Annotated in this window: 15 protein-coding genes; 8 read left to right on the forward strand and 7 right to left on the reverse strand. The window is 70.2% G+C overall.

Translation table 11 applies throughout. From position 1 onward, the window contains the following. Window positions 1-27: 27 nt before the first annotated feature. Window positions 28-645: an MlaC/ttg2D family ABC transporter substrate-binding protein gene (locus CAP_RS15685; protein WP_231511499.1), complete on the reverse strand. Its 618-nt coding sequence runs from the start codon at window positions 643-645 to the stop codon at window positions 28-30. Window positions 646-917: 272 nt separating this feature from the next. Between CAP_RS15685 and CAP_RS15690 the strand changes: the two genes are divergently transcribed. Next, window positions 918-1,253, forward strand: a complete 336-nt coding sequence (locus CAP_RS15690) for a hypothetical protein (protein ID WP_044241385.1) — start codon at window positions 918-920, stop codon at window positions 1,251-1,253. Here CAP_RS15690 and CAP_RS15695 read toward each other — a convergent pair. Continuing rightward, entirely contained in the window at window positions 1,227-2,579 is a 1,353-nt protein-coding gene (locus CAP_RS15695; RefSeq protein ID WP_081864926.1) for a sensor histidine kinase, read from the reverse strand. The two genes, CAP_RS15690 and CAP_RS15695, sit on opposite strands and share 27 nt — an antisense overlap. A 2-nt stretch (window positions 2,580-2,581) precedes the next feature. After that, on the reverse strand, window positions 2,582-3,799 hold the full coding sequence (locus CAP_RS15700) for a type II secretion system F family protein (protein ID WP_044241386.1): 1,218 nt from the start codon (window positions 3,797-3,799) through the stop codon (window positions 2,582-2,584). A 262-nt stretch (window positions 3,800-4,061) separates the two neighbouring features. Here CAP_RS15700 and CAP_RS15705 point away from each other — a divergent pair, with 262 nt between their 5' ends. The 3 genes from CAP_RS15705 (at window position 4,062) to CAP_RS15715 (ending at window position 6,483) form a co-directional block, all read left to right on the forward strand. Beyond that, window positions 4,062-5,264, forward strand: a complete 1,203-nt coding sequence (locus tag CAP_RS15705) for a serine hydrolase domain-containing protein (RefSeq protein ID WP_081864936.1) — start codon at window positions 4,062-4,064, stop codon at window positions 5,262-5,264. Window positions 5,265-5,353: 89 nt separating this feature from the next. Continuing rightward, window positions 5,354-5,680 carry an Mpo1-like protein gene (locus CAP_RS15710; RefSeq protein WP_052375340.1) on the forward strand — a complete coding sequence of 109 codons (327 nt, stop codon included), beginning with the start codon at window positions 5,354-5,356 and terminating at the stop codon, window positions 5,678-5,680. A gap of 146 nt (window positions 5,681-5,826) precedes the next feature. Next, the gene (locus CAP_RS15715; RefSeq protein WP_044241387.1) at window positions 5,827-6,483 is read left to right on the forward strand and encodes a hypothetical protein; all 657 of its coding nucleotides are present in this window, start codon (window positions 5,827-5,829) and stop codon (window positions 6,481-6,483) included. On the opposite strand, the gene CAP_RS15720 is transcribed toward CAP_RS15715, so the two are convergent. Both CAP_RS15720 and CAP_RS44700 read right to left on the reverse strand, forming a co-directional pair. Beyond that, entirely contained in the window at window positions 6,457-8,751 is a 2,295-nt protein-coding gene (locus CAP_RS15720) for a hypothetical protein (RefSeq protein WP_156040845.1), read from the reverse strand. The two genes, CAP_RS15715 and CAP_RS15720, sit on opposite strands and share 27 nt — an antisense overlap. A gap of 214 nt (window positions 8,752-8,965) precedes the next feature. Beyond that, complete coding sequence (locus CAP_RS44700) at window positions 8,966-10,852, reverse strand: serine/threonine-protein kinase (protein ID WP_052375341.1); 1,887 nt, start codon at window positions 10,850-10,852, stop codon at window positions 8,966-8,968. A 477-nt stretch (window positions 10,853-11,329) separates the two neighbouring features. On the opposite strand from CAP_RS44700, the gene CAP_RS15730 reads away from it, so the two are divergent. The 3 genes from CAP_RS15730 to CAP_RS15740 all read left to right on the forward strand — a co-directional run bounded on the left by CAP_RS15730 (window position 11,330) and on the right by CAP_RS15740 (window position 14,828). After that, on the forward strand, window positions 11,330-12,376 hold the full coding sequence (locus CAP_RS15730; protein ID WP_197041196.1) for a trypsin-like peptidase domain-containing protein: 1,047 nt from the start codon (window positions 11,330-11,332) through the stop codon (window positions 12,374-12,376). Window positions 12,377-12,425: 49 nt separating this feature from the next. After that, window positions 12,426-13,643 carry a serine hydrolase domain-containing protein gene (locus CAP_RS15735; protein WP_044241393.1) on the forward strand — a complete coding sequence of 406 codons (1,218 nt, stop codon included), beginning with the start codon at window positions 12,426-12,428 and terminating at the stop codon, window positions 13,641-13,643. Between the two features lie 219 nt (window positions 13,644-13,862). Continuing rightward, a complete protein-coding gene (locus CAP_RS15740) occupies window positions 13,863-14,828 on the forward strand; it encodes a hypothetical protein (protein WP_052375342.1) in 966 nt (321 codons plus the stop codon). Window positions 14,829-14,890: 62 nt separating this feature from the next. Here CAP_RS15740 and eutC read toward each other — a convergent pair whose 3' ends face one another. Continuing rightward, window positions 14,891-15,664 carry an ethanolamine ammonia-lyase subunit EutC gene (gene eutC, locus CAP_RS15745; RefSeq protein ID WP_044241396.1) on the reverse strand — a complete coding sequence of 258 codons (774 nt, stop codon included), beginning with the start codon at window positions 15,662-15,664 and terminating at the stop codon, window positions 14,891-14,893. Window positions 15,665-15,696: 32 nt separating this feature from the next. Next, a complete protein-coding gene (locus CAP_RS15750; protein ID WP_044241398.1) occupies window positions 15,697-17,091 on the reverse strand; it encodes an ethanolamine ammonia-lyase subunit EutB in 1,395 nt (464 codons plus the stop codon). Between the two features lie 332 nt (window positions 17,092-17,423). On the opposite strand from CAP_RS15750, the gene CAP_RS15755 reads away from it, so the two are divergent. Beyond that, window positions 17,424-18,215 carry a hypothetical protein gene (locus CAP_RS15755; RefSeq protein WP_044241400.1) on the forward strand — a complete coding sequence of 264 codons (792 nt, stop codon included), beginning with the start codon at window positions 17,424-17,426 and terminating at the stop codon, window positions 18,213-18,215. Window positions 18,216-18,910 lie beyond the last annotated feature (695 nt).

Consider the following 18,910-nt stretch of genomic DNA (forward strand, 5'->3'; position numbering starts at 1 on the left):
CTGCCGGAGGGTCCGCGCGGTCCTGCTTCAGCTCTCGCCCTTCGCGATCTTGTCCTTCATCTTCTTGATGAGGACCGGGAAGCCGTCCTTCTTGACGATCTTCGTGAACTGCGAGCGGTAGCTCGACACCAGGCTCACGTCGTCGGTCACGATGTCCCGCACGCGCCAGGCGCCGTCCTTCTTGACCATCTTGTAAGCGATGATCACGTCGTCGGTGGGCCTGCGGGCGCTCGTCCCGGTCTTCGACTTGGGCACCGCCTTCGTCTCGACGATGACCGTCTCCCCGGTCGCCTTCTCGCCCACGTACTGGATGTCGAAGTCCAGCGTCTTGCGGAGGTTCTTCTCGTAAGACCTGCGCACGAGCTGCTTGAGCAACTCGCTGAACTCGGCCCTCTCCGCGTCGGTGCGTCCGGCCCACTCGCTCCCCAGCGACGCCTCGGCGAGCGCCTTGTAGTCGAGCATCTCGTCGAAGAGCGCAGAGACCTTCGGGCTGTTGGCCGCCTTGTCCTGCTTCATGACCTGGAACAGCGTCGTCTGCTTCGCCTTGACGAGGTCCGTCGCCTCTCCTGCGAAGGCGGCGCCTGCGAACGTCATGGTGCAGAGCGAAAGCACCACTGCGAAGAGCTTGACCTTGCTGCGTGTCACGTCGGGGTTCTCCCTTCCTTCTATCGACTCTCGTCGTTCCGACCCGGGGCTCGGGTTTGATAGTGCCGCCCCTCGGGTCGCGCAATCGGTGTCCAGAGATGCAATCCGTCGGCCTTCAGAGAGACGGGGAGGGGAGCACCCTTATTCAAGCCCTCCTGCGGTGGATCGTGAACCCGGCGATACACCTGCCCTGCTCCCCGCGCCGTACCCTTTCGCCCACCGCGCGCTCGTGCTCCCGGGCCGAGGCCGCCCGAGGTACAACACGAGGCCCGATGGCCCCCTCCCAGAGGACCCGCCTCGCTCTCGGGGCCGCCGCGCTCGCCCTCGCCTCCTTCGGCCTCGGCCTGCTCGTCGCCGGCCGTCCGAGCGCGCCGCCGCCCGATCTGCCACCTCCCTCGGCGCCGCTCCTGCCCCCGGTCCCGAGCTTCTCCCTGGGCGACGCGGGCCCCGATGGCCCCAAGATCCTGCTCGATCCGGACGGCGTGAAGCTCTTGCCAGACTCGTCCCTCAGGCTCGATCTCCCCGAGGGCTTCGGTGACGCCGGCGCGCACGACGCGGCGCCCGGCTCGACGGGTGGAGACTCAAAGCGTCGCGCGGGACCGCGGTAGACGCTCGGAGACCGGGAGGCTCGCGGCCGCGTCGAGCTGGGCCACGCGCTCGGGCAGGAGCACCCGGAACGTGGTCCCCTGACCCTCGACGCTGTCGACGCTCACCGAGAAGCCGTGGTCGTCGAGGATGCGCTTCACCACCGCAAGGCCGATCCCGATCCCGTGCGAGCGGGTGGTGAAGAAAGCGTCGAACAGCCGGTCCCGCGCCTCGCGCGCGATCCCGCGCCCCTGGTCGCGCACCTCGAGGGCGTATCCCTGGCCCTCCTCGCGCGCGAGCCCCACCACCACCGCCATCCCCGCGGAGCTGGCCTGCACCGCGTTGCGCACCAGGTTCCAGACCACCTGCCGGAGCTGCCCCGGATCGGCGACCACCACCGCGGTAGCTGGCCCCTCGTAGCGCACGTCCACGTCCCCGCCTCGCCCCGAGTGGCTGGCGAGCACCACCACCTCGCGGATCGTCGCCGCCAGGTCCATGGGCTCCATGGCCGGCACCCGCGGGCGAGACAGCTCCAGCATGTCGCTCACCAGCTCGTTCAAGCGCTTCGTCTCCCGCTCGATGATCTCGCAGAGCTGCTGGTCCTCCTGCGCGAGCGTGCCCCCCGTGCGGAGCAGCTCGATGGAGCCCGCGATGGCCCCGAGCGGGTTCCTGATCTCGTGGGCGAGCCCCGCCGCGAGCCTCCCCAGCGCGGCGAGGCGCTCGGCTTGCTCCGCGCGCGCCGTGGCCTGCACGAGCCGCCCCCCGGTGGTCCGGAGCCGCTCCGCCAGGTACGCCGCGAGCAGCGTGACCACCACGATGGCCATCACGTTGACGAACAGCGGGTAGAGCAGATCGCTCCCCTGCGTCTCGTAGGCGTCGAAGGGCTGGTCGGGGGGGACGGGGATCCACCGGAGCACGAAGGCCGCGCACATCGCCGCGTACGCCGCCGCGCCCGCCGCGCCCGCCACCGCCGCGCCCCGCAGGCCGAGCAGGATCGCGCCCGTGAGGCAGGTGAGCCCGTAGAGCGAGGTCGCCCCGCTCGTGGCCCCGCCCGTGATGTACGCGATCGCGGTCCAGGTGATCTGATCGGTGACGAGCTGCGCGCGCGCGATCGAGGGCAGCGCCCGCCTGATGCGGAGGAATGCTGCGTAGATCCCCGCGACGCCGTAGGCGGCGGCGACCGTGGTGAGCGCGACCAGGCTGGAGAAGCCGCCGCTCGTGAAGCCGCCCAGGTACGTGAACGCCGCCACCACGAGGAAGATGGTGAGGACGAGCAGGCGCAGCGCCGTCAGCCACGTGAGACGCGCGGCGAGCGGCGCCCCCTCGTACGCCGCGCGCTCTCGCTCCATGGTCACTCGGACTTGATCTTGCCGGCGAGGTCGAAGATGGGCAGGTACATCGAGATCAGCACCACGCCGACGACGCCACCCACCACCACCATGAGGATCGGCTCGAGCAGCGAGGTCAGCGCAGCGACGGCGACGTCCACCTCCTCCTCGTAGAAGTCGGCGATCTTGTTGAGCATGGTATCGAGCGCGCCGGTCTGCTCACCGACGGCGATCATCTGCACCACCATGCCGGGGAAGACCCGCACCTCCGAGAGCGGATCGGCCATGTTCTTCCCCTCGGAGATCTTCTGCCTGGCGTACACCAGCCCGTCCTCGACGATGACGTTGCCCGCCGTCTTGGCGACGATGTCGAGCGCGTCGAGGATGGGCACGCCGGACCCGAGCAGGGTGCCGAGGGTCCGGGTGAACCTGGCCACCGCGATCTTCTGGAGCACCGGCCCCATGATCGGCAGCTTGAGCAAGATCCGGTGGACGGTGCGCTTGCCGGACGTCGTCCGGTAGAAGTAGACGAACCCGGTGACGGCCGCGATCGTGCCCAGCGTCGTCAGCGGCAGGTAGGTCACGAAGCTCTTCGAGAGCGCGATGACCATCTTCGTCAGGCCTGGCAGCGCGTCCTTCGCGCCGAACTCCGCGAACATCGTCTCGAACGAGGGGATGACGAAGGTCAGCAGCACGACCATCACGATGATCAGGATGCAGATGACCGCGGTGGGGTATGCGAGCGCGCCGCGCACCTGCCGCGCGAGCTTCACGTTCTTCTCGATGTAGATCGCCAGCCGGTTCAGGATGCTGTCGAGGATGCCGCCCACCTCGCCGGCCTGGACCAGGTTCACGAAGAGATCGTCGAAAATCTTCGGGTGACGCCGCAGCGCATCGCTGAAGGTCGCGCCCTGCTCGACGGTGTTCTTGATGTCCTTCAGCGCCGCCTGGAAGATCTTGTTGGGCTCCTGGTTCGAGAGGATCTCCAGGCACTGCACGAGCGGCAGGCCCGCGTCGATCATGGTGGCGAACTGGCGGATGAACTTGACGAGATCCTTCGCCTCGACGCCGGATCCGAAGGAGAGCTTCAGGTTCAGCCCTGCGCCCTTCTTCTTCACGCGCGTGGGGCTGAGCTGCTGGGCGCGCAGGCGGTTGAGCACCGCGGCCTCGCTCTCGGCGTCCATCGTGCCCTTTCGGACCTCCCCGCCCCGCCCTCGCGCTTCCCAAACGAACTCTGCCATACCCCTTTTCCAGTTCCTTTCCCTGGGCGCGGCGGACCCGCGTCGCCCGGTGGTGCCAGGATAGGTGTCCTCGGCCCGCAGGGTCAAAAACTTGACCCTCGATCGTGCCCTTCCGTTCTTCCGTGCCTGGCGCCCGTACCCGCCACAGCGCGACAATCCGGAAAGATCTCCCGCCATGGAGAGCTTCCCTGGCTACGGCGCTACCCCGCTACCGCGCTACCGCGCTACCGCCGGACCCGCCGCTCCTGGCATGCTCCCCTGCATGACGCGCAAGACCGCCGCGGGACCGGCACGGGAGGACATCCAGGATCTGTCGCGGTGCGCAGCGCTCGCGGTCGACGAGCACCGGGCCGCACCGGGCGCCTGCGTCGGCGCCGCCGTTCTCCGCGAGGGCACCCTGGCGCTGGGCCTCGGCGCTGCCGGAAAGCTCTGGTTCCCGGCCTCCCCGCCCCGCTCCACCCCCGCAGCGCCGCCCCCCGTCACCTCTGGCACCGTCTACGACCTCGCCTCGGTCACCAAGCCCCTCACCGCGCTCACCCTGGCGCGCCTGGAGCGCGCTGGCGCCCTGCGGGGGGACGAGCCTCTCCGCGCCTTCCTGCCGGAGCTCGCCACCTCCCGCTCCGCCGAGGTCCCCCTCGACCTCCTCGCCTCCCACCGCGCCGGCCTCGATGGCCACCGGCCGCTCTATGCGCCCCTGCTCGAAGGTCGCCGCCCCGTCTTCGGCGAAGCGCTCGCCATCGCCGCCGATGCCCGCCGCGACGACTGCGCGGGCGCGCCCCCCGAGGAGGGCTTCCCGCCGGTGTACAGCGACCTCGGATACCTGCTCCTCGGCGAAGCCCTCGCGCGCCGCGCGGGCCTCGACCTCGACGCCCTGATCACCCGCGAGATCACCGCGCCCCTCGGCCTCGCCCCCGCCGCCGCCGACCTCGCCCCTGCCATCGCCTCGGCCCGCGCCTTCCGCACCGTCGAGCCCCGCTGGGACGACCGCGTGGCGCCGACCGAGGGCGTCGCCTTCCGGGGAGGCGTGGTGCGCGGCGCCGTGCACGACGAGAACGCCTGGGCCCTCACTGCCGACGCCTCCGCGGGCCACGCGGGCCTCTTCGGAGACGCGCTCGCCGTCACCCTCCTCGGCGTGGCCATCCTCGAAGCCCTCGCCGGTGAGCGGCCCACCTGGCTCTCACCCTCGGACCTCGTACCCGTGCTCCGCGCGCGCCCTGGCGGCTCTCACCGCGCGGGCTTCGACAGCCGCAGCGGCCCCTCACCCAGCTCGGGCAGCCGCCTCGGCCCCTCCACCTTCGGCCACCTCGGCTTCACCGGCACCAGCCTGTGGATCGATCCCGACGCCCGCTTCGTCGGTGTTCTCCTGACGAACCGCGTACACCCCACCCGCGCCACCGACGCCATCCGCAGAGCGCGCCCCGCCACCTACGACGCCCTCGCCGAGGTCATGCTGGACGCGCGCTGAGTGACGGGCCATACGCCGCGCTGCCAACCGTGCGAGATCTCGTGCTGGAGCGAGCGCAAGTGGTTGGTCGAAGCATCAGAGGAAACGTCATGGGCAAGATCCCGTTGAACGCCGACTGGAGCGAGGTGCTCCGCCGGTACAAGGACGACCACCAGGACCCACGCAACCAGTTCTGTCACCAGATCGGCATCCCTCTCATCGTCGGCAGCTTTCCGGTGGGCGCGACCCTCATCGGTCTGCCGCTCGCTGCAGGGATGTTCACCGTGGGCTGGGGATTCCAGTTCGTCGGGCACGCCTTCGAGGGCAAGAAGCCGTCCTTCGTCGACGACCGCCGCAGCCTGCTGATCGGCGTGCTCTGGTGTCTTGAAAAGTACGGGATGAAAGTCTTCGAGGAAGTGCCACCAGCAACCGCATGACGCGGCGGTCTGGATCCGGGGGGGTCGCCGTGCAGGGAGTTAGATTCTGCTATACTCAGACTATTCCCTGTGGGTGGTTCATGTAGGAGCTACGACGACCGGCAGGTTGAAGAATTCGCGCAGTGTGAGCCCGGGAGGCAGCCGTCATGAGCATCTTCGTGACCAGGGAAGAGATCGAGGCCATCGACCCCATGCTCTGGGGGATCTTGCCTCCCCAGATCCGTGAGCGGCTCCCCCGTGGTCTCACGGCGTCCCCCCTGAACACGACGGTCCTGCGTCGTGCCTTCACCATGCTCAAGCCCTTCCTTGAGCGCCTCTTCGTGCGCCTCGGCTACGAGGAAGGTGAGCCCTGGCCTCAGTGGAAGCTTCTCGCCGCCTTCTACCTCATCCAGGAAGAGGTGGGGCCTGCCACGCTGTTCAAGGTGGGGCGCCAGATCTACGCCACCATGCCCTGGCCTGCCTCGGTCCGCAGCGTCACGGACGCCATGATCGGCCTCGGCCCGGCCTTCAGCGCAGCGCATCATGATGCGCCGGTTGCCCTGATCGGCGGCTGGCGGGTCCTGGAGTCCAAGCCGGGCAGGATGGTGATCGAGAGCAGCACCCTGTACCCGTGTCACCTGGAAGAGGGCACCATCACCGGCGTGTGCGACGGCTTCAGCGCCGAGCGGCCCCGCCCGACGCTGCTGATGGCCCGGCGCCCCAAGCGGGACGGCGGCAAGGTGACCTGCTTCGAGGTGATCTACCAGCCGCGCGCCGATCGCGACCGGGACACCCCCTCACCACACGGCGCCCACGTCGAGTGAAGGGCCGTGCCGCACCCAGAGCAGAGAGACCTCCCCCTGCGTGTCGATCCCCTTGGACTCGTCGCGCGCTGAAGGCTCGGTGGGCAGCCCGGTGAACCCCACCTCCGCCGTGTAGGACGGCCGCACGTACAGCCCGAAGCCCCCGAGCGACGCCCAGCGGCGGAAGTACAGCCACCCGACCATCACGTTGCCCCGCAGGTGGAACGTCACCTCGTTCTCCAGCGTGCCGCCCCCGTCCGTGGTGATCGGCTCGTGCCCGTAGAACGCCACCCCTCCTCCCAGCAGGCCGTCCACGAGGGGCCCATTGTAGCGTGACGTGTATCCCGCAGCGTGATCGACGTTCGCGTAGCCGAGCACCAGCGCCAGGTTGTTGAAGCTCACGTCGCGCAGAAAGCTCCCCGAGAATCCGTACTCCACCGAGGCCTTCGTGGAGGTCCAGGTGTGCACCAGCGTCGGCAGGTTCAGGTGCGTGTATCCGAGGCCGTACTTGATGTTCCAGCGGTTGCGCGCGAGGAGCTGGGTGTCGATGTAGCTCGACCGGATCTCCATCTCCCCGCCCTCGCCGCTCGCCACGAACGCGGTGGTCGACCCCCGGTAGCGCCCCCAGAGCACGCTCAGCCTGAGATCGTGCCCCCAGAGCACGTCATCGGCCTGCACGAACCCGCTCAGGACTCCTGCCGCGTCCTCGATGCTCTCCGCCGCCTCGTCCACGATCCCCTGCGCGTAGCTCAGCCCGAAGTTGACCGACCTCCACCGCGCCTCGACGTTCGCCGACAGCAGCAGCGAGAAGCCCACGTTGGTCTCCGGCGACTCCACGAGCACCCCGTCGGCGCCCTCCAGCGAAGGCGTGAGGCTCGCGAGGTGCCAGAAGGTCGGGAGCGCACCCGCGCCGGTCAGCAGGAAGTAGCTCCCCCTCCCGCCCATGCCGCGCTCCTCCGCGGCGCCCGCGCTGCCGAGCAGCTCCTCCGGGCGCCCGAACCGCGACCACACCTGCTTCTTCGCCTCGCCCTTCGCGCCGCCCTTCGCGCCTGCCAGATCCCGGTACGTCAGCCACGTGAAGCCCTTGCCATCGATGCCGAGCAGCGGACGCGGGAGGTCCTCTCCCTCCCTGACCCTGTGCACGGTGATCGGCGCCTCCTCCACCCTGCCTTCACGCAGCGTCGCCGCCCGCAGCCCTCCCCCTGGTGACCCCCGCGTCGACGAGAACACCACGTACACCGCGTCGCTCCCCGCAGCCGCGTCGAGCGCCTCCCCGCTCTCCCTGCCGTCGATCGTCGCCAGGCTCCAGGCCCGCCCATCCCTGCTCGACGACACGCGCGCCGTCCCGCTGGCCGGATCGTGGTGCACCACGTAGAGCCATCCATCCGGCCCCACCACGGCGCGGAACGCACCAGACGCACTCGACGCCACCTCGACGGGCTCCTCGTCGGGCGGGCGCGCCACGAGCGCGCTTCCTTCGCGGTGGACGAGCCAGGCCTGCCCTCCAAGCTCCACCATCTGGATCACGGGCTCCACCTCTCCCTCGGCCCGCCCCTCCCCCTCCGCCCCTTCCTCGGACCCCTCGGGCAGCAAGCCCTCCGGCGTCAGCGCAATCTCCCTCCGCTGGCTCCCTTCCACCACGTGGAACCGCGTCGCCGCCTGCCCCTCTGCCACGCCCGTCTCCGCGTACGCGAAGCGCAGCTTGCCCTGCGCGTCGAGGTGGATCCCGAGCGGCACCACCCGGTAGCCCTCCTCCGAGCCCGAGGCCACCTCCCGCCGCACCCCCGCACTATCGAGCAGCATGAGCGTTCGCCGCGTCGGCTCGTCCCCCGCGCCCCCCACCGTCGCCGCGCGCAGGCACACGATGCGCGGCGGCGGCGGCGGCGGCGGCGGCGGTGAAAGACCCGGCACCGCCGCCGCGACCACCGGCGCCAGCGCGCGCGGCGCCGGCGGGTGGGTCCCTGCGGCGCAGAGCACCCGCCCCACCACCGTGCGCGCCTCGCTGCGGGCGCGCGCATCGACCACCACCTCCCCTGAGGAGAGGCCGACCACCGTCTTGTCCGCCAGTTGCGCGTACACCGCACCCCCTGCCGCAGACAGCAAGCGCAGCGGCTCCCCGCGCACCGGCGGCGCGGACGTCATCCGGGCGGTGGGAGCAGCGGAGACGGCGGGAGCAGCGGGAGCAGCGCGAGCCGTGGAGGGGGCGGGAACATCGGCCCACACGGTGCGCGCGACGAGCGGCGCGCACAGGGCGACGGACAGCAGGGCAAGGCGGCAACGCAGAGGCATGGAGCGGTGGCTAGTACCCCATTTCCCAGGTTCGTCCCGGGTCCTCGGTTCGGCGTTCGAGCGAAGTCACGGGGGTAGCGACCATCGGGAGCGTAGGGACCGAAGGTCCCTGAGTTGCCGTACGCAGGACCAGCTCCCGTCTATCGCAGATCGGAGCCCCACCGGGATAGGCCCTTGGCCAGCGAAGGACGGCCCCCGGACCCTGCCGCGCGTGTCAGTGCCGGTACAGCCGGTCTCTCAGCCGCTGCGTCGCCGTGAGCACGTCGGGGTGACCCTGGAAGCAGAACCGCACGTTGCTCTCCAGCGCGAGCAGCGCCCGGCGGTCTCCCTCCTCCACCGCCCGCTCCAGCAGCGTGAGCTTCTTCTTGCAGCTCGCTGCCCGCAGCTCGAACGCCACCTGCATCGCCGGCGTCGCCCGCATCGCCACCTGGTGATCGCCGAGGAGCGCCGCCGCGCGCCTTGCAGGCTCCGTCCCCCCGCGGCTCGCCAGCACGTCGTAGAGCACGTCCAGCCCCTCGCTCCCGCCCCGGCGCGCCAGCGCCTCGAAGACCTGATCGGCCATCTCGCCGCCCACCCGCCCGATGGCCACTGCGCACTCCCGCGCCGCTGCCGAAAGGGCCCGCTCTCCCAGCGCCGCCGGCTCCCGCTCGATCAGCGCCAGGATCGCCTCGGCCCCCACCACCGGATCGAGCTGCCCCACCGCATCGAGCAGCGCTGCCCGCTCGGCCCGCGCCGGCCCCGTCGGCTCCGCGGAGGCCTCCGCCGGCGCCTCCACCTTCACCTCGGGCAGTGACCGGATCGGCATCGCCGTCATCACGCCGTCTGCGGCATGCACGCCCACCGCGCTCACGCCCACCGCGCTCCCGCCTGCGCCCCCGAGCCGCAGCGCCACCACGAGCGCTCCCAGCGCGAGCGCTGCCCCACCTGTCGCCGCCCCGAGCCATCGCTTCTGCTGGAGCGCTTGCCGGAGCGCCCCGAGCCCTCGAGCCCCGTGGGCCCCCTTCGCCGCCATCGACGGCGGCGGCACCGACATCACCGTGGGCCCTGGCGGAATGGACGGAGGCTGCACCCCGAACAGGCTCCTCCCCGACGGCGGGATCGACGACCCCCCCCGCCCTGGCAGCCGCGACGACCGCGCGCCTCCCGCCAGATCCAGACCCATCCCGGCGGCCACCTCGTCGATGGCCGCGATCACCGCCGTCGCGTCCGCGTGCCGCCGCCGCGGCTCCTTCGCGAGCAGCCGCAGGATCAAGAGCTCCACCGCCATCGGCACGTCCACGCCCGGCGTCCGCTGCGCGATCATCGGAGGTGGCGCGAACCGCTGCTGCTCGAACAGCTCCAGCGCGTCCTCCGACTCGAACGGCGGCTTCCCCGCCACCATCTCGTACAGCATCAACCCCAGCGCATAGAGGTCTGCCGGCGCATCGATGGCGTCCATCCCCTCCGCCGCCTCCGGCGCCAGGTACGACAGCGTCCCGAACACGACCCCTGCCCGCGTCAGCGGCTTCGGCGCCTCTGCCCGCCGCGCCCCGCCCGCCGAAGCCAGCCGGTCCACCGGCACCTTCGCGAAGCCGAAGTCGATGAGCTTCACCAGGTCCCCCTGACCCTCGGCCACCATCACATTGAGCGGCTTCACGTCGCGGTGGACGATCCCCATCGCGTGCACCGCCTCCAGCGCCGACGCGATCTGCCGCGCGATGTGCAGCGCCCGCGGCACCGGCATCGGCCCCCGCCCCATCATCTCCGAGAGGCTCGTCCCCTGGATGTACTCCAGCACCAGGAAGTGCGCCCCGCCTCCCAGCTCCCCGAAGTCCGTCGCCGCCGCCACGTTGGGGTGCTGCACGTGCGCCCCCGCCACCGCCTCGCGCTCGAAGCGCCGCACCATCTCCGGGTTCTGCTGCGCGCTCGCGTGCAGCACCTTGATCGCCACCCGCTTGTGCATGTGCACGTGCTCGCCGGCGTACACCGCCCCGAGCCCACCCAGCGCGAGCAGCGCATCGACGCGGTAACGGTTGGAGAGCACGCGACCGATCAGCGCCTCCGCGCGATTCGTGTCCGCGTCATTTGCTCCCCCCGCCACCAGCGGTCCGTGATTCAGCATGGCTTCTCCGCAGCAGTCCAGCGCCCGACGGCGCAGCGGCCACCGATCCAGCGTGCGCACAACGCAACCTCCGTGCCGCAGCAAAAGTGAGCTGTTTCAGGCGCTTACACCCGTGCACCCACCGCAGAGTGGGGCCCCACCGATCCACCCCCCTGGTCCCTCCATCATCCAGAGTCCCTCGCGCCGCCTCGCTGTCATGCGCGCGCGACAGCCGGTGTCACGCACCCATGACAACCGCGCGCTTGCCAGCCCGCCAACTGGTACGCGCCCGTGACAGCGGGACCGTCGCACCTCACCACCCCCCCCAGATCTCCCCGACTCACCGTGATTTCATGCCCGCTGCGTCGCTCGTGCATCGCCCGGCACACGCGCTGCAATGCCCTCCCGCAGCGCGACCCGGATGACGACGCGGAGGACATGCACCGCGCCGCCGCATCCCTGCGCCCCGTGTGGGTCTCGGCGCGCTCCGGAGGATTCATGGCTTCACGCACTGCACGTTCGCTCCTGCTCTCCTCGCTCCTGCTCCCCTCGCTCCTGCTCGCTGCCTGCGGCGGCCTCGATCCCGCGGAGTTTGACGACACCGCGCGATCGGAGCCAGCGCCCTTCACCGACGACGAGCTGTACGCCGACGAGAGCGAGGCAGAAGGCGAGACGTTCTCGACCGCCGAATCTGCCCTCTGCACCAGCGTCTGCGACGCCCACACGATGATCATCGGTTGCGACGATCGCACCAAGAGAAACGACTCTGCCGAGACCGTGGCGCCCTACCGCTACGTGGGCCGCTTCAGCTCCGGCTGCACCGGCACCCTCATCGGCCCCAACACCGTCCTCACCGCGGCCCACTGCTTCTACGGCAGCGCCTTCCGCGCGGGCCCCATCAGCTTCTCGCTCGCCCGCACGGGCAACGCCGAGTGCTGGCAACCCTATGGCGCGCAGTACGTCAGCAGCGTGACCCTCCCTGGAGAGTACGGCACCGAGAACTCCACGGTGGCCAACAAGTCCTGGGACTACGCCGTCGTGAAGCTCAACGCCTCTCCCGTGGGCGCCCAGGCCATGGAGTACGGCTTCTCGGAGTGGACCACCCTCCAGTCGGCCACGTCCCGGTCCATCGGTTACCCGGGCTCGAAGAGCCTCGGCAGCATGTGGGACACGGGCAACAAGAGCTTCCTGGGGCGCTGGCTCAACCCCACCGACAACTACCTGAGCGGCGTTCTCTACGTGGACAACGACGGCGAGGGCGGCCAGAGCGGCTCCCCGGTCTTCCACAGCTACCTGAAGGCGATCTCCACCCCCTCGGGCACCGTGTTCACGACCGCGCACAAGCTCACCGGCGTCATGATCGGCAGCCCTGTCTCGGAGTGCGAAGCGGGCCGCATGTGGGCCACGCGCATCCTCCCCGCCACCGTCGACCGCATCGAGACCTGGACCTCCGATCCCGACAGCACCCTCTACTCCCGCAGGTTCAAGTCCTACACCGGCTCGGAGATCGAGCCTGCCGTGCCCGCACCCACCGGCTGCGACTGACCCGCCTGCGCGCCAAGCAGCTCCCATCCGTGGTAGCTCACCGCGCGCGATGTCCCTCTCCCCCATCTCTGCGCGGCTCCCGGCTGTCCTCCCGGCTGTCCTCCCGCCCGTGCTCCTCGCGCTCGTCGCCTGTGCTGCGGCCCCGGACAGCACCCCTCGGGCAGAAGCGCCCCTCCCTCCTGCTGCCTCGCCCCCGGACCCGCGCCCCGGCGAGCGCGCCTCCCCGCCCGCGGACCCTCGCCACCCGCTCGACCAGGCCCTCGTCATCGACGCCACCGAGCGCCCTTTCAACGGCGTCGTCCTCATCGCCGACGGCCCCCGGCCCATCTCCACCCGGGTCTCCGGCTTCGCCGACCGCGAGCGCTCCGTGCCCATGACCCTCGCGCACCGCTTCGTCATCGCCTCCCTCACCAAGCAGATGACGGCCGCGCTGATCCTGCAGCACGTCGACCAGGGCAAGCTCGACCTCGACACCTCCCTCGCCTCCGCCCTGAGCCTCGACGCCCCCTGGGCGCCCCGGGTCAAGGTCCGCCACCTCCTCAACCACACCTCCGGCATCACCGCCCTCGACGCCCCCCTGCGCACCGAGCCTGGCGCCACCTACGCCTACTCCAACCTCGGCTACGACCTCCTCGGCACCCTCCTCGCCCGCCTCGCCGCGCGACCCTTCCCCGACGCCGCGGCGCGGCTCTTCGAGGCCTGCGGCATGACCGACACCGGAGCCCTCGGCACCCCCGCCCCCTCTGGCCTGGTGCCTGGCTACTCGGAACAGCCGGACGGCACCCTCGTGCGCGAGCCTCCCCTCGACATGAGCGAGCACCTCCCCTCCGGAGGCATGGTCTCCTCCGCCAGCGATCTGGTGCGCTGGAACCTCTGCTTGCACGGCGGCCGCATCCTGTCTCCCGCGAGCTACACCGCCATGACCACGCCCTCGACCACCTTCCCGAACCGCTGGGGAGAGCTCGGCGGCGGCTTCGGCGTCCGCCTCTCCGCGCAAGACGGCCTCACCGAGATCGCCCACACCGGCTACCTCCCCGGCTACATCGCGACCATGACCTTCTACCCCCGCCTGCGCCGGACCCTGGTGATCCTCGAAAACATCGCCTGGCGCCCCGACGACATGCGCCGCGTCTTCGCCCCCCACGACAAGATCCGCGACATCGTCCGCGCCGAGACCCTCAAGGCCTTGAAGGCGCCGGAAGACCCCACGTCCCCCGCGCCTCCCGCGCCTCCCGCGCCTCCTGGTCTGCGCCCCCTGCCTCGCTGAGCGCGTGCGCCTCGCTCAGTCCTCGCGGAGCGCGCGCGCCTCTCCCAGCGGCCCCCCCCGCGCCCCCGGTCCGCCTTTTCCGCCCTGGCGCCCGCCATGGCGCCGCCAGGCACGAGCCCGCGCACACCCCCCCAAAATCCCTGGGTTTTGACACCTTCGTCGCTGGCACTCCTGCTGCCTGGGCGCATCTCCGAGCCAAGGAGAGGTCCCGTGCCGTCGATGCTCCACGAAGCTTTGCTGCTTCTCTTCCGCAACCGTCCCACGCTCGCTGCAGAGCTCCTGCGCGACGTTTTCCACCTGCCACTCCCTTCCTTCTCGGGAGCCCAGATCGTCTCCGCCGATCTGACCGAGGTGACCCCTGCCGAGCACCGCTCGGATCTCGTCATCCTGTTCCATCACGAAGGCGCCTCGCTCGCCGTCGTCATCGAAGCGCAGCTCCACCGCGACCCCGCCAAGCGGTACTCGTGGCCTGTGTACGTCGCTGGCGTGCGTGCCCGCTACCGGTGTCCTGCCTTGCTCCTGGTCGTGACCATCGATCCCGCCACCGCCGCCTGGTGCGCCACGCCCATCGACCTGGGACACCCGGGACACACCCTGACCCCCCTGGTCCTCCGCCCGGAAGTCGTGCCCATCGTCGCCGACGTCGAACTGGCGCGCACCTTGCCCGAGCTCGCCGTGCTCTCGGCCATGGCGCACGGCCAGAGCGATGCCGGCGAAGCCATTGGCAAAGCCTTCCTGACCGCCGCCGCCATCGTCGACCTCGACGGCATCGACCCAGAGCGCTCCTCCATCTACGCGGATCTGGTGGTAGCCTTCCTCAACGAAGCCGCACGGAGGAGCCTGGAAGCGATGATGAAAGGCGGATACGTGTACCAGACCGAGCTGGTCGGTAACTGGGTGAAGAAGGGCCTCGAAGAGGGTCTTCAACAGGGTCGTCAGCAGGGCCTTCAGCAGGGCCTTCAGCAGGGCCTTCAGCAGGGCCTTCAGCAGGGCCTTCGCGAGGGCATCCTGCAGGGCAGGGCGCAGGACGTGATCGCCATCCTTGAATCCCGCGGCTTGTCCATTCCCCCCGAGGTCCGTGCCCGCGTCCTCACGAGCACTGACCTCGCCGAGCTGGACCACTGGATCCGCCGCGCCGCCGTGGTGGCTGACGCGCTGGATCTACTCGCCCCGAGCTCCTTGTAGCTCTCTCCGGGCGTTCTATCCCCGCGCCCCTGCGCCGTCCCCGCGCTGTCTTCAGCGCTACCTCACGAATCGTCTTTCCCTGCCTGCGCCTCGATCTCCAGCAGATCGCTCCGTTCTTTCAGCTCCACCCCGGTCTTTCCGAGCCGCAGCGCCTCCTTGCACAGCCACACCATCCGCTTCGCCGCGGCGTCGTGGGGGAGCCCTTCCGGCCGCACGTTGGAGATGCAGTTCCGGTCGGCGTCGGTGCGGTCGGGCCGCGGATCGAGCGTCAGGTAGATACCCAGGCTGTCCGGGGAGCTGAGGCCGGGCCGCTCGCCGATCAGCACCGCCACCAGCTTCGCGCCCAGCTTCTCGCCGATGGCGTCCCCCAGCGCCACCCGCGCCTGCCGCGCGATCACCACCGGTCCCTTGCAGAACTTCGCCGGGGCGTGCTTGCGCAGGGCCCGCAGGAAGGGCGCCGCGTTCCGGTGGATGGCCGCCGACGACAGGCCATCGCCCACCACCAGGAGCACCTCGTGCTTCGACGACGCCTGCTTCCCCAGCGCCTCCTCGGAGGGCCCGTCGAGCTGCCTCCCCAGGTCCGGCCGCGCCAGGTACGTGGACCGGTCCTTCGCCGCGCTGTGCACGGTCACCGTCGTCCACCCGTCGCCCTCCAGCGCCTCGCGCAGGGCGTCCTCGTCGAGGGGTGTGTACACCGCGTCCCGGGCCTCGGCGTGGGCGTAGCCGAACCGCAGCACCTCGTGCGTCGGCATGCTCACCCCGGTGCGTCCCAGCGCGATGCGCGCCGCCGTGTGCGTCCGCAGCTCCATCCAGGGGTCGACCGTGACGATCGGCATGCCTGGCGCACCCCCCGCCCGTGCGTCCTCGCTCAGGGCGCCAGGGCGCGCGTGCGGATCTGCTCCAGCAGCCGGTGACCCGGGGTGATCGGCTGCATCCGGTGCTTCTCGTCGGTGAGGTCCATCTTCTTCAGCCATGCGTCGAACTCCGGGGCGCGCGCGAGGCCCAGCAGCTCGCGCAGGTACAGGGCGTCGTGGAACGAGGTGCTCTGGTAATTGAGCATGATGTCGTCGGCCCCAGGCACCCCCATGATGTACGTGACCCCCGCGGTCCCGAGGAGCGTCAGCAGGGTGTCCATGTCGTCCTGATCGGCCTCGGCGTGGTTCGTGTAGCAAACGTCGCATCCGAGCGGCAGACCGAGGAGCTTCCCGCAGAAGTGGTCCTCCAGGCCGGCGCGGATGATCTGCTTGCCGTCGTACAGGTACTCGGGCCCGATGAAGCCCACCACCGTGTTGACGAGCAGCGGCGCGTAGGCCCGGGCGACGGCGTAGGCGCGCGCCTCGCAGGTCTGCTGGTCGACGCCGTGGTGCGCGTTCGCGGAGAGCGCGGAGCCCTGGCCCGTCTCGAAGTACATCACGTCGTCGCCCACCGTCCCGCGCTTCAGCGACAGGGCCGCGTCGCGCGCCTCGGCGAGCATCTTCAGGGTGATCCCGTAGCTCTTGTTGGCCAGCTCCGTCCCGGCGATGGACTGGAACACGAGATCCACGGGCGCGCCCTTCTCGATGGCGTCGATCTGGTTCGTCACGTGGGTGAGCACGCACGACTGGGTGGGGATCTCGAAGTGCTGGATGATGTCGTCGGTCAGGTGCAAGAGCTCCGTCAGCGCGGGCAGGCTGTCGCTGGCCGGGTTGATGCCGATCACGGCGTCGCCGGAGCCGTAGAGCAGCCCATCGATGATCGCGGCGGCGATGCCGCGCGGGTCGTCCGTGGGGTGGTTGGGCTGGAGGCGGGCGGAGAGCGTCCCGGGCAGGCCGATGGTGTCGCGGAAGCGGGTGATGACCCGGCATTTGCGGGCGACGAGGATCAGGTCCTGGTTGCGCATCAGCTTGCTGACGGCGGCGGCCATCTCCGGGGTGATCCCGGCCTTGATCCTGGCGAGGACCTCGCTGTCGACGGCATCGGAGAGCAGCCAGTCCCGGAAGTCGCCGACGGTGAGCGCCCCGATCGGCGCGAAGGCCTCGTTGTCGTGCGTGTCCAGGACGAGCCGGGTCACGTCGTCGGACTCATAGGGGATGACCACCTCGTCGAGGAAGCGGCGGAGGGGCACCTCGGCGAGCGCCATGCGGGCGGCCATGCGCTCCGCGGTGGACGAGGCGGCAATACCGGCAAGCTGGTCGCCCGAGCGGAGAGGGCTCGCGCGGGCCAGGAGTTCCTTGAGGTCACGGAAAACCCAGGTGCGACCTGCAACGCGGTGCCGGTACTCCATGCCTTCCTCTCCGATGCCGTGGCGGCGCGCCAGGTGTTGGCGCTCTCAATGTCGGCCGCTCTCAATGTCGGCCGCTCTCAATGTCGGCCGCTCTCAATGTCGGCCGCTCTCAATGTCGGCCAGATTGTGGGAGATGGTCAACGGGTGGGACCTGCGTATTCTGGGTCAGGGTCCACCGTTGGCCCTGGTGGCCCTGGTGGCCCTGGTGCACCGAGCGGTTGCTCCTCTCGCGGGGGCGGTCGGAGGCAAGAGAGAACGTGGAGAGCGCGACCCTCGTCAGGGGACGACCAGAAGGAGACCGCACCAGGAGGGCGTGTGGGGCGTGGCGTGTCGTGGGCCTGGTCCTCGGCCTCGCCAGCGCGGCGCTCGTGGGCGGGTGCGACAAGGACAGAGAAGCCGCATCCTCGACGGGCGACCCCGCCGCTGCGTCGGGCTCCGCTGCTGCGCCGGGCTCCGCCGCTGCCGTCGCGCCTGGAGCTTCCGCGCAGCCTGCATCGCCTCCGCCTGCGGCTGCCCAGAAGACCGCGCCCGTGTCCGACAAGGAGCCCCTCGCCGCGCGGGTGGAGGCCTTCGACAAGGAACTCGCGGCGATCATCCGCGCGCCGGAGACCGAGGTGATGCAGGTGCCGGCGCCGTTCTTCGGCAAGGGCGACATCTACCGGATCACCCGGCGGCTCACGCACCATCCGCTGGTGCTCACGGTGGGTGTCGCGGGCGACGCCGTGGTCCGCCTCGCCGACAACCCCGACGGCTACCGCGCGCTGGCGCGCAAGGCGCAGCTCCGGCTGGAGAACGACGCGCTGCGCCTCGCCTACCTGACCATCTTCCTGGAGACCACCCGCTCCTTCGCCCACCGCTTCGACATCGTGCGCGACACGAGCGAGATCCAGCCGAGACCCGGCCTCGACGACGCGACCGCGAGCCGCTTCTCGCAAGCGATGGATCGTTACGGGCGTGTCCTCCAGCCGCCGACCCTCACCGGCAGCGGTCCCTGGCAGGCCGCGGTCTACGCCCTGCGCAAGCAGAGCCTGGTGCGCCTCGACCTGACACTCACCGACGACGGCGCCATCACCGGCAAAGAGACCGTGCTGGAGCCAGACTTGCCGATTCCCTACACCCTCTGACAGGTGCCCTCATTGTCGCCGAGCATCGCCTCGCACCGGAGCGAAGGGGGCAGGGAGGCTACGCTTCCGGGGGGGTGCGCCGAAAAAGATCGTGGTTACGGCAGGTTGAGAACCCTTCGAGGCGAAGGTGGGCATCGCTCGGGAGCGAAGGGGTGATCGCTGGCACGTGAAGGGGTGACCACGTGCACGTGAAGGGGTGACCACGTGCACGTGAAGGATGTTCGCTGGTCAGTGAAGGATGTCTGCTGGCACGTGAAGGATGTCTGCTGGCACGTGAAGGATGTCTGCTGACACGTGAAGGATGTCTGCTGGTCACGTGAAGGATGTCTGCTGGTCAGTGAAGGATGTCTGCTGGTCAGTGAAGGATGTCTGCTGGTCAGTGAAGGATGTCTGCTGGTCAGTGAAGGATGTCTGCTGGCACGTGAAGGATGATCGCTCGGGAGCGAAGGGGTGACCGCTCGGGCGTGGAGGGACGGACGTCAGGGGCGGAGACGGGAGGCGCGGAAGAGGGGGGTGGCCAGTTTGGCTTCTGGACGCGCCTTCGATCTTGATGCCGCTGGAGCAGAGCCGGCCACCATCCGGAAGAGGATGAGGGTTGCCTGGAAGCGACAGGTGTTCGCGCGGGCCTGGAGGAGCGAGAGACGGAAGACGAGGGGGCTGGGTCGCCTGCGAGAGACCGAGGCACTGACGCCACG

Source organism: Chondromyces apiculatus DSM 436 (assembly GCF_000601485.1).
Taxonomy (GTDB): Bacteria; Myxococcota_A; Polyangia; order Polyangiales; family Polyangiaceae; genus Chondromyces; species Chondromyces apiculatus.

Excerpts from the sequence above, each read along its gene's own strand:
- CAP_RS15695 (WP_081864926.1), bottom strand. The coding sequence starts at position 2,579 with ATGGAGCGAGAGCGCGCGGCGTACGAGGGGGCGCCGCTCGCCGCGCGT.
- CAP_RS15750 (WP_044241398.1), bottom strand. The coding sequence starts at position 17,091 with ATGGAGTACCGGCACCGCGTTGCAGGTCGCACCTGGGTTTTCCGTGAC.
- eutC (WP_044241396.1), bottom strand. The coding sequence starts at position 15,664 with ATGCCGATCGTCACGGTCGACCCCTGGATGGAGCTGCGGACGCACACG.
- CAP_RS44700 (WP_052375341.1), bottom strand. The coding sequence starts at position 10,852 with ATGCTGAATCACGGACCGCTGGTGGCGGGGGGAGCAAATGACGCGGAC.
- CAP_RS15740 (WP_052375342.1), top strand. The coding sequence starts at position 13,863 with ATGCTCCACGAAGCTTTGCTGCTTCTCTTCCGCAACCGTCCCACGCTC.
- CAP_RS15700 (WP_044241386.1), bottom strand. The coding sequence starts at position 3,799 with ATGGCAGAGTTCGTTTGGGAAGCGCGAGGGCGGGGCGGGGAGGTCCGA.
- CAP_RS15735 (WP_044241393.1), top strand. The coding sequence starts at position 12,426 with ATGTCCCTCTCCCCCATCTCTGCGCGGCTCCCGGCTGTCCTCCCGGCT.
- CAP_RS15705 (WP_081864936.1), top strand. The coding sequence starts at position 4,062 with ATGACGCGCAAGACCGCCGCGGGACCGGCACGGGAGGACATCCAGGAT.
- CAP_RS15710 (WP_052375340.1), top strand. The coding sequence starts at position 5,354 with ATGGGCAAGATCCCGTTGAACGCCGACTGGAGCGAGGTGCTCCGCCGG.
- CAP_RS15730 (WP_197041196.1), top strand. The coding sequence starts at position 11,330 with ATGGCTTCACGCACTGCACGTTCGCTCCTGCTCTCCTCGCTCCTGCTC.
- CAP_RS15690 (WP_044241385.1), top strand. The coding sequence starts at position 918 with ATGGCCCCCTCCCAGAGGACCCGCCTCGCTCTCGGGGCCGCCGCGCTC.
- CAP_RS15720 (WP_156040845.1), bottom strand. The coding sequence starts at position 8,751 with ATGCCTCTGCGTTGCCGCCTTGCCCTGCTGTCCGTCGCCCTGTGCGCG.
- CAP_RS15715 (WP_044241387.1), top strand. The coding sequence starts at position 5,827 with ATGAGCATCTTCGTGACCAGGGAAGAGATCGAGGCCATCGACCCCATG.